Annotated in this window: 18 protein-coding genes; 3 read left to right on the top strand and 15 right to left on the bottom strand. The window is 33.7% G+C overall.

Annotated elements, in window-relative coordinates; genetic code table 11:
• Positions 1 to 3: 3 nt before the first annotated feature.
• The 11 genes from J5U23_RS13535 to pyrB are packed head-to-tail and all read right to left on the bottom strand — an operon-like array spanning position 4 to position 6,387.
• Positions 4 to 243 carry a hypothetical protein gene (locus J5U23_RS13535; protein WP_218258658.1) on the bottom strand — a complete coding sequence of 80 codons (240 nt, stop codon included), beginning with the start codon at positions 241 to 243 and terminating at the stop codon, positions 4 to 6.
• Positions 244 to 291: 48 nt separating this feature from the next.
• Positions 292 to 642, bottom strand: a complete 351-nt coding sequence (locus J5U23_RS13530) for an RPA12/RPB9/RPC11 RNA polymerase family protein (protein WP_012711521.1) — start codon at positions 640 to 642, stop codon at positions 292 to 294.
• A complete protein-coding gene (locus J5U23_RS13525; protein ID WP_012711520.1) occupies positions 642 to 1,127 on the bottom strand; it encodes an Lrp/AsnC family transcriptional regulator in 486 nt (161 codons plus the stop codon). Before J5U23_RS13525 ends, J5U23_RS13530 begins: the two co-directional genes overlap by 1 nt.
• A 42-nt stretch (positions 1,128 to 1,169) precedes the next feature.
• The gene (locus J5U23_RS13520) at positions 1,170 to 1,778 is read right to left on the bottom strand and encodes a MarC family protein (RefSeq protein WP_218258657.1); all 609 of its coding nucleotides are present in this window, start codon (positions 1,776 to 1,778) and stop codon (positions 1,170 to 1,172) included.
• The gene (locus tag J5U23_RS13515) at positions 1,775 to 2,086 is read right to left on the bottom strand and encodes a hypothetical protein (protein ID WP_218266414.1); all 312 of its coding nucleotides are present in this window, start codon (positions 2,084 to 2,086) and stop codon (positions 1,775 to 1,777) included. Before J5U23_RS13515 ends, J5U23_RS13520 begins: the two co-directional genes overlap by 4 nt.
• Positions 2,079 to 2,381: a hypothetical protein gene (locus tag J5U23_RS13510; protein WP_218258655.1), complete on the bottom strand. Its 303-nt coding sequence runs from the start codon at positions 2,379 to 2,381 to the stop codon at positions 2,079 to 2,081. The genes J5U23_RS13515 and J5U23_RS13510 overlap by 8 nt, the downstream gene beginning before the upstream one ends.
• A 1-nt stretch (position 2,382) precedes the next feature.
• Positions 2,383 to 3,255: a dihydroorotate dehydrogenase PyrD gene (pyrD, locus tag J5U23_RS13505; protein WP_218266413.1), complete on the bottom strand. Its 873-nt coding sequence runs from the start codon at positions 3,253 to 3,255 to the stop codon at positions 2,383 to 2,385.
• Positions 3,252 to 4,421, bottom strand: coding sequence for a dihydroorotase (gene pyrC / locus J5U23_RS13500; RefSeq protein ID WP_218258653.1), 1,170 nt, complete (start codon positions 4,419 to 4,421; stop codon positions 3,252 to 3,254). Before pyrC ends, pyrD begins: the two co-directional genes overlap by 4 nt.
• Complete coding sequence (locus tag J5U23_RS13495) at positions 4,405 to 5,007, bottom strand: 2-polyprenylphenol hydroxylase (protein WP_218266412.1); 603 nt, start codon at positions 5,005 to 5,007, stop codon at positions 4,405 to 4,407. The genes pyrC and J5U23_RS13495 overlap by 17 nt, the downstream gene beginning before the upstream one ends.
• Positions 5,004 to 5,483 carry an aspartate carbamoyltransferase regulatory subunit gene (pyrI, locus tag J5U23_RS13490; protein WP_218258651.1) on the bottom strand — a complete coding sequence of 160 codons (480 nt, stop codon included), beginning with the start codon at positions 5,481 to 5,483 and terminating at the stop codon, positions 5,004 to 5,006. The genes J5U23_RS13495 and pyrI overlap by 4 nt, the downstream gene beginning before the upstream one ends.
• Positions 5,476 to 6,387 (bottom strand): aspartate carbamoyltransferase, encoded by a 912-nt coding sequence (pyrB, locus tag J5U23_RS13485; RefSeq protein WP_218258650.1) that lies wholly within the window; start codon positions 6,385 to 6,387, stop codon positions 5,476 to 5,478. Before pyrB ends, pyrI begins: the two co-directional genes overlap by 8 nt.
• Positions 6,388 to 6,450: 63 nt before the next feature.
• Here pyrB and pyrE point away from each other — a divergent pair, with 63 nt between their 5' ends.
• From pyrE to J5U23_RS13470, 3 genes are all read left to right on the top strand, one after another.
• A complete protein-coding gene (gene pyrE, locus J5U23_RS13480) occupies positions 6,451 to 7,038 on the top strand; it encodes an orotate phosphoribosyltransferase (RefSeq protein ID WP_218258649.1) in 588 nt (195 codons plus the stop codon).
• Positions 7,025 to 7,693 carry an orotidine 5'-phosphate decarboxylase / HUMPS family protein gene (locus tag J5U23_RS13475; RefSeq protein ID WP_218260301.1) on the top strand — a complete coding sequence of 223 codons (669 nt, stop codon included), beginning with the start codon at positions 7,025 to 7,027 and terminating at the stop codon, positions 7,691 to 7,693. The genes pyrE and J5U23_RS13475 overlap by 14 nt, the downstream gene beginning before the upstream one ends.
• Positions 7,694 to 7,919: 226 nt before the next feature.
• Complete coding sequence (locus tag J5U23_RS13470) at positions 7,920 to 8,327, top strand: hypothetical protein (RefSeq protein ID WP_218267554.1); 408 nt, start codon at positions 7,920 to 7,922, stop codon at positions 8,325 to 8,327.
• Here J5U23_RS13470 and J5U23_RS13465 read toward each other — a convergent pair.
• The 4 genes from J5U23_RS13465 to J5U23_RS13450 all read right to left on the bottom strand — a co-directional run bounded on the left by J5U23_RS13465 (position 8,311) and on the right by J5U23_RS13450 (position 10,673).
• On the bottom strand, positions 8,311 to 9,321 hold the full coding sequence (locus J5U23_RS13465; RefSeq protein WP_218258648.1) for a phosphate uptake regulator PhoU: 1,011 nt from the start codon (positions 9,319 to 9,321) through the stop codon (positions 8,311 to 8,313). The genes J5U23_RS13470 and J5U23_RS13465 overlap by 17 nt on opposite strands.
• Positions 9,322 to 9,338: 17 nt before the next feature.
• Positions 9,339 to 9,845, bottom strand: coding sequence for a cell division protein CdvB3 (gene cdvB3 / locus J5U23_RS13460; RefSeq protein WP_218258647.1), 507 nt, complete (start codon positions 9,843 to 9,845; stop codon positions 9,339 to 9,341).
• A gap of 39 nt (positions 9,846 to 9,884) precedes the next feature.
• Complete coding sequence (locus J5U23_RS13455; protein WP_218258646.1) at positions 9,885 to 10,205, bottom strand: winged helix-turn-helix domain-containing protein; 321 nt, start codon at positions 10,203 to 10,205, stop codon at positions 9,885 to 9,887.
• Between the two features lie 75 nt (positions 10,206 to 10,280).
• A complete protein-coding gene (locus J5U23_RS13450) occupies positions 10,281 to 10,673 on the bottom strand; it encodes a hypothetical protein (RefSeq protein ID WP_218258645.1) in 393 nt (130 codons plus the stop codon).
• Positions 10,674 to 10,701: the final 28 nt, after the last annotated feature.

The following is a 10,701-nucleotide window of genomic DNA, read 5'->3' as shown; positions in this document are numbered from 1 at the left end:
TTTTTATAAAAGTTGTACTACTTTTCTAAAATTCTTCTTTAAATCTTCTGTTACATTGTTTCTATCTAAGTCTTTTGCATCATCAGTTTTGGGTGTCCATTTTTCTCCATTGGGTAAGCTAACCCCTTTTACTGATGTGAAAATATATATTGATTCTCCTTTCTCATTTTTTGCTTCTTCTATAAGAATTTCATTACTACCAATCTTGGCTTTATACTTAGCCGTTACTCCAGTTACCTTCATACCTTAAAAACTACTACATATAATTATAAAAGATTTCCTACTATTACGCTAATCTTCTCTACCCTCTTCCTCTTCATTTCCCTCGAATTCCTCTCTTAGTAATTCTAACCCTATTTCCTTATAGTACTCTTCCCTCTCATGCTCTAGCTCTTCACTTAAGTTTCTTCCCTCTTTATCGCTGACTATCGACGTTGTTAATACCTTACTACTCTTATCCTTACTTTCCTTTACACTGTATTCTTTCTTCTCTTTTTCACTTAACGTCATCTCATATCCACACTTACTGCACTTTAGGATCTCTTTCCCATCTTTCTTTGATGGAACCATTAATCCTCCGCACTTAGGACAGAACTTCATAAGTGAAAATAAAGCGATGGAATAGTATAAAAACTTTTGCATTAAAATATTCGTATTCTTGGATCCTCTTTGACAACATTTAAAACTATACTTGTATACGTTCTTTCAATCTTAGGATTTTTAAGCAGCTGTTTTAAGAAACTATCTAGCTCCTCAACGCTTCTAAATTTAGCTATTATCACAACATCATACTCTCCTACTACATCATAAACAGCTATAACATTATCAGCGTTTGCTATCTCTTTTTCGAATTCGACTAGGTGTTTTCCATCCACTTTAGCCATAATTATACCAGTTAGAGCAAAACCCAATTTAGAATAGTCTAGTAAAGCTACGAAGCTCTTTATCATTCCTTCTTGTACCATTCTGGTCATCCTATTATGGAGCGTAGCTGGGGATACGTTCATCTCTTCCGCAAGCCTTCTTAAACTTGTTCTGGCATCCCTAGTGAGTTCTATTAATAACCTCCTATCTATTGCATCCAAATCTACCGTACGTTTTTTACTATCTGACATGCTAATAAACATATAGAGATCGTGTTAAAAAATTTTCATCTTAAACAGAATTCTTCATATCAACTTTATTTGTGATATGCCATCTATTATAAGCTGAACGCCAAATGCTGCTATTATGATTGCCATAAATCTACCTACTGCTACTGTACCTGTATTACCTAGTACTCTAATTATGATAGGACCTAATAGTAAAGACAGATAAACCAGTAGTGCAGCCAGTAAACTACCGAGAATTAAAATTATTAAATTATTACTGACCGATAAGGTGATTAATCCAGTCATTGTACCTGGACCTACGATAAGAGGCGTAGCAATAGGCGTGATTATGGCTTCCTCTATCCTGCTTGATAGGAACTTCAACTGCTGGAATCCTCCAAGAGTATCCACACCTAAGTAAACTAATATTATACCTCCACCTATCTCTAACGCAGAAACACTTATACCTAAAAAAGCTAAAAGTGGTCCACCAAGTATGGAGAAAAATAAAAGCAATACAGTAACTGCTATGGATAATTTGTTTACCAAAAATCCCCAACTTATTTTATTTTGAGAATTGCGATTGAATTCTTCATACAACGCAATGAGATAAGGAAGTATTGATAGCGGATCCATAATTGCATATAGTTTAAAGGCTATTTCTGGGATTGAAACTAATTCGCTCATTCTAGCAAATTAAGAACTTCTTTAAGATTTTTAATCTTCTCATCATTATCGTTCGTGGTTAATGCTATTAGTAGCTTACCAAGAACAAGATATATTTTAGAAATTTCCCTTTTACAGTCATCATTTGACCTATTTAATTCCTCTACCTTGCTCTGGAGGCTCTGAACATTTAGATATATTTCGCCAAGCAGTTCCTCAATACTATGTTCGTGTTCATGTTCATGATGGTGAGATTCTTCTATTTCTCTTTGTATTTCCTCTATATCTTGTTCATTTTTAGGAATTTTATCAATCCTAAATTTACTCATTCTTGTTTTCCTCCTCTTCTACTTGTGTGTCAACATTGGCTACATTGCTCATATCGCTTTCCGTTATAATATAGTTTCCTACACCTAACCTAATATAATGCTTAAGAACTGTAGAGATCTTACCAGCAGCCCTTAATGGTATGCACTCCGTCTCTACTTCCTCTTTGGTATCAGTAACCCCTACTACTTTAGCCATCTTCTTTTCTTCATCACAATACTCCACTTTTACCTCTTTTAATCTCCCTAGGAATACTAACGTTTCTAAATCTCGTCCTTTCATTACCGGCCTAACCATTTTATCTTCTCACTGAAATACCTATAATATCTTCAAATTTTAAACCCTTTTCAAATAAATAGGATTGCAAACCTTTCCGAATTTCCTCAATAACACTAAATCCTTTCTCAATTAATACAGTACCTAAACCTACTAATTTAGCACCAACCGCTAACATTCCAATAACGTCAGTCCAATCGTATACACCGCCAACTCCTATAATGTCAACTCCATACTCTTCATAAACGTCTCTTATTATCCTAAGAGCAACAGGATAAAGGCACCTACCAGAAACTCCACCCGTACCGTAGTAGAGAATTGGTTTAAAAGTCTCTATATCAACAATTAATCCCTTTATAGTATTTATAAGAGTAAATCCATCCGCACCTTTTTCTAAAGCCCTTCCCGCAATTTCAACAACGTTATCCCAAGGACCTAATTTAACAAATACCGGTAATCTGGTCACACTTTTGACGTTTTCGACTATATCCCCAATTAACGTAGATAACGATTCTCCATAACCTTTTCTGTTAGGACTACTCACGTTTATTTCTATTATCTTCGCCTTACTCTCAATAACTTTTACCACTTCTTTTATTTCATTTATGGAAGCACCACCAACGCTTACTATAAGGGGACATGAAACGTTCATTTCATTTATGACCTTTGCACCCGGATTTCCTAAACCTATGGCGTTCATATAGATACCATCGTGAAGTTTTATGACTGTAGGAGGTTTATGAGGTTCTAAGGGATTAAGTGTCACTGTTTTCGTGGTAATTGCAGATGGCTTATATTTCTCACAAACTGTCGTTACATAATTTGGAACATCTGGTATAATTCCTGAAGCTATCGTTAAAGGATCGTTAAATGTAATATCTTTTATCTTAATCATTTATTTTCACCAAATGGATTTATTCCCTTTACTGGAAATACATCTCCCTCTAAATTACTCGCCTTTCCTTGAACGATAGTCATGTAAACTGAAGCCTTTAGCGGAAATCCATCTAGAGGAGTTTCAATAACCTTAGAGTATTTAGTCGAATATCTCCAATCGTTAAATTGTATTATGGTAAAATTGGCATAATTGTTTTCTTTAATCTCACCATAAGGGATATTCAATATTCTAGCTGGATTTGTAGAAATGAGTTCTACCGCTCTGTCGATGCTAATTATACCTTTACTGACTAACGTTAAGATAAAAGGAACTGTAAACGAGATAGCAGCTATACCAGGTGGACATATCTCGTAAGGTTGCAGTTTTTCGAAACTTGCATGAGGAGCGTGATCACTTACAATTGTATCTACTTCACTTATAGCTTGTAATAACCAAAGCCTTTCATTTATATCTCTTATTGGTGGATTAACCTTGGTTAAGCAATCCTTCTCGCCATTAACTAATAGATGATGAGGTGTCATATCTACAGTAAAGCCTAACTCTTTAGCCAATCTTACAGTACGTATATTAGTCGCATGAGTTATATGAACATTTTGATAGGCCTTTACATAATATAATGCTCCTATCTCGTACCATATGTTCAACCTTAGTTTTCTATTACCCTTTAATGCTAGCGGAACTTCCGGGTGAAGGATTTTCAGTTTTCTAGACTTTAAAACCTCAAATGTCTCTTCCTTCTCTAGATCTTCGGGAAATATCTTGTAACCAGCTATAGGCAATTTATCAACTTTCTCAAAATCCTTAGTAACGCCAGAATAAACGAAGTAATCAACTCTAGAGTAATATTCAAACTCTTTTAACTTAGTAGTTATCGTCTCCACCGTGTTTACAAATGGTATAGTATTTGGCATATCTCCTATTAATGTAACCCCACCGTAAGAAGCTTCACTAGTTCCTGATACTACATCTTCTTTATATGACAATTTTAATCCTCTTATGTGAGTATGAAGATCTATTACCCCAGGTAGTATTAATGTACCTTGTGGTAAATCAATATCTGGTTTACAAATCGATTTGATTTCCTTTATTCGTCTATCAAAATTTATACAAACTTCCTTAATCTCCTTATTTAAGTACGCTTTCCCCTTAATCCACAAGATCATCAAGCCTCATGAAAGGACCATCTATACAAGTTAATTTACCTTTTACTTCACATACTCCGCAAACTCCTAGATTACAATTCATCTTAACCCATCTATTGAAGACTAAGATTTTCTTTCTAGGTATTTTTAATCCATATAAGAGTTGTAACGGCGCTGAAACTAAAATAAGATCAGCATCCTCAATACTTCTAGGTTCGTCATAATTTAATTTACAATCTATACACTTTGCAAAGGTCTCTATCTTATTCTGATAAGCAACCTTTAAAGGATATAACAAGTCGTGGTAAAGTTTGCCATATGCAATACCAACAATAGTTCTTACATTAGTAAAGTCTAGAGGTTTACCTAAAGGACCCTTTAAGATTACTCTTTTGCCTATTTCGTTAGCTAACTTTTCTGACTCAACATAAAGTTTAAGTTCGTTATTAACTTCATCATAGTCTCCAACACCTAATGGTATTTCAGCCTTACTAGGCAGTATTAGACTCACGTATTGGCCTGCTTTTGGTTTAACGTTAAAGTTGGCTATTTTTATTTCGTACCCATTATCTATAATTTTCTTTTCAATAACTTCATAATATATCATAATATCTGCCTTATGACATCATCTTCTGTAATATATATCTCACAATATTCACACTTTAGCTTAAGAGGTTTAATTGAAATTGTTGTAAATCTACTTTCCGCCTCAACGTCATTATTTGTTATACACTGTGGATTAGGACATTTTATTAATCCTCTAATCTGCTTTGGAACCTCTAAATGCCTTTTCTCTGTCACTACGTAATCTCTTATAATATTTATGGTAGCAGATGGAGCTATTAGTGTTATTAGGCTAGCTTCTTTCTCGTCAATCACCCTATCCTCAATTTTCACTATATCTTTCCTTCCTATTTTTTTACTTTCTACATTCATAACTAACGCTACTCTATAGCCTTCACTTCCTCTTATCCCTAGAATTCTCAATACTGCCAATGCTCTACCAGCTGGAATATGATCAATTACTGTACCGTTCCTTATTTTACTTACGATTAATTCATCCCTTTTTGAAGAGCTAATCATCTTTCCTTTCACCCAAAACCTCATAAAATAAAGCCATTCTAACTGGAACGGCTAATGATGCTTGATAGAAGTATTTAGCGTTTGTAGTTTTATCGACTTTCCTATCTATTTCGGTAACCCTAGGTAATGGATGCAATATAATTCCATCTTTCTTCATCATATTAACTAACTTGAGATCAACCACATAACTCTCCTTAACTTTCTCGTATTCTACTTCATCAACAAATCTTTCTTTTTGAATTCGAGTCACATATAACACGTCGATATCTTGTATCATGTCATAGGGATTTTCAGTTTCTATAACTGGATAGTTTAATCCATCTAAAATCTCTCTTCTGACCTTTAACTGAGAAGGAGAAATTAGAAATACCTTCTTTGGTTTGAATCTAGTTAATGCTCTTAGCAAACTGTTTACGGTCCTCGCGTATTTTAGATCTCCTAATAATCCGAAAGTTCTACCATCTATTTCGCCAAACACCTTATAAATAGTATATAAATCTATGAGTGCTTGTGTGGGATGCTCGTGCTTTCCATCTCCGGCATTGATTATAGGTATATCGCTTATCTCACTAGCAAATAACGCTGCTCCATCAAACTTATGTCTCATTACAATACAATTTGAGTAATTGCTCAACATCCTAATGGTATCAGCTAGATTTTCACCCTTAGCTATCGAAATAGATTCCTCTGAGGCAAATCCTATTACATCAGCACCCAATTTTATTGCTGCGGTATGAAAGCTTTGAGCAGTTCTAGTACTTGGCTCAAAGAAAGCTAATGAAACTACTTTCCCTGATAGATAATTTAGTTTTTTCACATTAGAGAACTTGTCTGCAAGTTCGAATATTCGAAAATAGTCATCTCTGGTCAAGTCTAGGGAAGAAACTACGTGTCTTAATCTCACAAAGCCCTTATAACTGGTTATGATAGAAGTATATTTAAATTCTTTTTCACAGTCTCTCTACGTATGAGTTTCGCAGAAGTATTACTCGAAAGGAAATTATTATTAATAGGAAGTTTCATTTTAACGTCAGGTAAGGTTAGCCCGTATTACTTAGATTTAAGACCTTTACCAAATTATCCAGAATTTTACGATATAGTTAATCAAGCTATAAAGAAGGTAAAAGATATACCCCATGATATAATAGTAGGAATAGCTACTGGAGGAGTTCCCTTATCGTCTTTCATAGCTTGTAACCTTAGAGAGCCTATGGGATATATTAGAATAGAAAAGAAAGGCCATGGAACCAATCGTACATTAGAACTCGATGTAAAAGGAAAGAGAGTATTATTAGTAGATGATGTTGCAACTACTGGAGTATCCATAGAGAAAGCAACATTGGAGATTCTTAATGGTGGGGGTAAAGTTTCAGACGCATTAGTAATCATAGATAGACAAGAAGGGGCTTCACAAAGATTGGAAAAATTAGGAGTCAAGTTACACTCTTTATTTAAAATTTCAGAAATTCTAGATGAATTATTGAAGAGTGATAAGCTTAAAGATAATGAAAAGAAATCAATTCTAGACTATTTGGTGAAGAATCTTGAAAAGTAGAGTAATATTAGCAATGGATAAACCTCTCTCATATCAGATTCTTAAAGAAATGGAAAATGAGTTATATGGGATAAAAATTGGTTTACCATTGGTATTAGATCTAGGAGTACATAAAACTAGAGAGCTCCTAAATGATTTAAACGTGGAGGAAATTATCGTTGATTTTAAGCTTGCAGATATCGGATTCATAATGAAAAGTATAGTTGAAAAATTGTCTTTCGCCAGCTCGTTCATAGCACATTCTTTTATAGGCGTTAAAGGAGCTCTAGATGAATTAAAAAAATATCTTGATGCGAACTCCAAAAATTTATACCTAGTTGCAGTAATGTCACATGAAGGATGGAGTACGTTATTCACAGACTATATTAAGAACGTTATAAGAGAGATAAGCCCTAAAGGAATAGTGGTTGGGGGAACTAAATTGGATTCCATAACGGAGTATAGGAAAGACTTCGGAAAAATGACTATAATCTCTCCGGGTATGGGTAGCCAAGGTGCAAGTTATGGCGATGCAGTATGTGCTGGAGCAGATTATGAAATCATTGGAAGAAGTATTTATAATGCAGAGAATCCATTTGCAGCATTAAGAACTATAAATAAGATTATTGAGGATAAGGTGATGAATTGTAAAGGAGCAATTTTTAGGGAAAAATGAAGTTAGCGAAAAAATAGCCTATCTTTATAAACTAACAATGATAGGGGAAAATCTTCACGAGGAGTATAGTATAGTTCCAACAACAGATTTAACCTATATTTATATAGATAGAGAATACGAAATCGATATAAACGATGACTTAGTCAAAAAGGGCAAAAGTGTCTATGAATATTTTGCAATTTACGATGAAATATTAAGGATTTATATGGATTTATTACGAAATCTCATGTTAAACTATGCAAGTAGAACTATCAACTCAGATGTGGAGTTTATGAACATAGCACTTAGTGATGGATCGTACATAATACTTGAGGGAGATGAGAGAAAAGTTTCCATACCATTTCCAAAAGGTATAGCTACTACACATACCCATCCGGGAATTTGCTTGTTTTCTCATAAGGATTTGGAAACAGCTGATCATTTATTTAGCATTGGTTATGCAGTAGTTTCAGTTATGAATACCACATGCATTTCCTCTTTATATAGACGTGGTGTATATACATTAGATGATAAGCTAGTTTTAAAAAATTTGGTTAATAAGGTCAAAAAAGCGAAAAATTTAGAGGAATTGATGAGTATATACAGAAACCTAACTTTTCCTAATTACTTAAAATTCGTCACCTATTCGATTTAGCTAACATATCTATTGTAGCCTCTGCTATATCAGCTGAATATCTCGCAACCCTCCTTAGAGATTCAACTGTCATTGAAGTTGAAGTTATAATTTTTGGATTATCATTGCTTTTAATTGCTATTTCTTGTAATTCTCTTAATTTTTCAAATATTTCAGTATTTGAAATTAAATTATGTGCAACGTCTTTCTTTTCATTTAAAAACGCATTTATGGCCGACTTATAGCTTTCCAAAATCGTAAGACCTAAATTAACTAGATCTTCTTTATTACTAAACTTACTTACATCCTCTGCTAGGCTGGCTATTCTGTTTGCATGATCACCTACTCTTTCAATTGTTTTAGCTACTGAATATATATCGACAGTTTGTGTAAGATTATAGCCCTCAGAATCCAAGACGTTTATTGCTTTTACTGAAATGGTTAATTGCCTGGCAATATAGAAGAAAAACCTGTCCACCTCATCGTCTCTTCCCGAGATTTCTTTAGCCAGCTCGATATCAGACTTACTTATGGCCTCTAAGGAATCTCTAAGCATATTGTATGATATTGTAAATGCTCTGGATATTGCCCTTTTAATTGATAACTCTTTTTCATCGACAAGAAATTGGATAGAAATCGTGCTAACATCTTCTTCTATTACCTCAGCCCCTAATAATCTTTTCCTTACTATGTCCTTAATATAAGCCCTTGTAGAGCTAGACATCCTAGGGCATGTTATTGATACAGAAGAGAATCCAGCTATGTAATACGCTATAAATTCCCTGACGATAGCGTCTGGCGAGACATTATCACAATGTATAATCTTCTTGATTTCTTTCTGATCTGTGGTATTTGCAGATTTGGGGACTATAAATAACTTCATATCAGTATCTTGATAAATCTCAACTTCGTCGCCAGCAGATAATGATAACGCTTTTATCCATTCCTTTGGTAAAGAGACTATATAGGTTGATCCTCCAGTTAACTGAATTTTCCTTGTTATTGATTTGCTCAACTTAAATCTATATAGATCTATGTATTAACTTGATAATAAGCTTCACTTTTTCTTTTTTCTACTATTTTCTCTGCGTCCGCTAATACATTTCTTGCCTCTTCTTTTACATTAATCTTTATCTCTTTAGGTAGATCAACGTTAACATAGAAACTACTATATATATCATCAAGTAATATTGAGATATCGGGCGTTAAATTAAAACTGTCTTTAAGCAACTTTATTGCTTCTACTACTGATGCAGCACTAGTAACTATATTGCCTATATAGATAATAGTCTCAATTTTTATCTCAAGTATTTCTAAAACTACCTCCAGTGTCAGTAAATGGTCCATCACGTTCTCAAGAAGCTCAGACTCTCTAGCAACCATTTTCGATAAATGAGGAAATGAAGCAACATTTCTCATAAAGACATAATTATAAGTGCCTAACTTATTCTGCATCCTATTAATTATGTTTTGTACCTTATTTCTTGCAATTCTTACGTCTATTAGCAGCTCAGCTAAACTCTTTCCTCTCTTCTTCACGGAAATAGATATTAACTAGAAAGGTTTAAAAGGCAAAAGTTAAGTTAGCTTATTAGCTTTTTGTCCAACCTCCCTTTCTAATTCGTCTAAAACGTCCTTATACGTCTTATAAAAGGTTGTGAGTTTATATGGCAAACCATATCCATCAGCCTCCTTATATACTATATTGTTTTCCATTAGAACTTCTAAGTGATGTATAACAGTTTTATAATCAAGTTTCAACGTTGAGGCTATTTGGTTAGGATTTAGGGGCTTCTCCTCTAATGTTCTTACTATTTTTAGCCTAGTTATACCTCCCCTTGAAGTGAAAAAAAGGAACTTGAAAAACTTTTTAACTTGCTTTCGTTCCTTTTCACTCATTATACATTTAGAGATATAATTATAACTTGTTAAAATGTTTCATCACTATATATACAAACAGAATCCTATAGTCTGTCATCTGGATGAGCTTCTTTTCTCTGATGCAGATTTAACCCTAGACAATACATATTTCAAATCCAAATCGTTAATCAGCTTAACGCACTCATCATTAATTGCAAGATATTCCAATTCTGTATATACACGATATTTGCCATATATATCCCTTAATGTAAATTTCATGTCCAGATAATCTCTAATGAAATCTAAGTGCCCACATTTGGCAATGATTTGTAATAATCCCAAATCTACTAATCTCCTCCTTTTATTTTTACCAATAATTATCACTCTTATTCCTATACTTATCTCATCAACGTTTTTGAATTCTTCCGCATTTATCTCATTCTCATTTATTTCTATAATAGGTTCTTCACTTAGTAAATATCTCAGTATCACATCACTGAGTGTCACAAACTTTTATTGAACACAATAGATTAAT

The sequence above is a fragment of the Saccharolobus shibatae B12 genome (assembly GCF_019175345.1).
GTDB lineage: Archaea > Thermoproteota > Thermoprotei_A > Sulfolobales > Sulfolobaceae > Saccharolobus > Saccharolobus shibatae.
The sequence above is the reverse complement of the archived record's forward strand: the minus strand, read 5'-3'. Positions and strand labels throughout refer to the sequence as shown.

Excerpts from the sequence above, each read along its gene's own strand:
- J5U23_RS13535 (WP_218258658.1), bottom strand. The coding sequence starts at position 243 with ATGAAGGTAACTGGAGTAACGGCTAAGTATAAAGCCAAGATTGGTAGT.
- J5U23_RS13530 (WP_012711521.1), bottom strand. The coding sequence starts at position 642 with ATGCAAAAGTTTTTATACTATTCCATCGCTTTATTTTCACTTATGAAG.
- J5U23_RS13525 (WP_012711520.1), bottom strand. The coding sequence starts at position 1,127 with ATGTTTATTAGCATGTCAGATAGTAAAAAACGTACGGTAGATTTGGAT.
- J5U23_RS13520 (WP_218258657.1), bottom strand. The coding sequence starts at position 1,778 with ATGAGCGAATTAGTTTCAATCCCAGAAATAGCCTTTAAACTATATGCA.
- J5U23_RS13515 (WP_218266414.1), bottom strand. The coding sequence starts at position 2,086 with ATGAGTAAATTTAGGATTGATAAAATTCCTAAAAATGAACAAGATATA.
- J5U23_RS13510 (WP_218258655.1), bottom strand. The coding sequence starts at position 2,381 with ATGGTTAGGCCGGTAATGAAAGGACGAGATTTAGAAACGTTAGTATTC.
- pyrD (WP_218266413.1), bottom strand. The coding sequence starts at position 3,255 with ATGATTAAGATAAAAGATATTACATTTAACGATCCTTTAACGATAGCT.
- pyrC (WP_218258653.1), bottom strand. The coding sequence starts at position 4,421 with ATGATCTTGTGGATTAAGGGGAAAGCGTACTTAAATAAGGAGATTAAG.
- J5U23_RS13495 (WP_218266412.1), bottom strand. The coding sequence starts at position 5,007 with ATGATATATTATGAAGTTATTGAAAAGAAAATTATAGATAATGGGTAC.
- pyrI (WP_218258651.1), bottom strand. The coding sequence starts at position 5,483 with ATGATTAGCTCTTCAAAAAGGGATGAATTAATCGTAAGTAAAATAAGG.
- pyrE (WP_218258649.1), top strand. The coding sequence starts at position 6,451 with ATGAGTTTCGCAGAAGTATTACTCGAAAGGAAATTATTATTAATAGGA.
- J5U23_RS13470 (WP_218267554.1), top strand. The coding sequence starts at position 7,920 with ATGTTAAACTATGCAAGTAGAACTATCAACTCAGATGTGGAGTTTATG.
- J5U23_RS13455 (WP_218258646.1), bottom strand. The coding sequence starts at position 10,205 with ATGAGTGAAAAGGAACGAAAGCAAGTTAAAAAGTTTTTCAAGTTCCTT.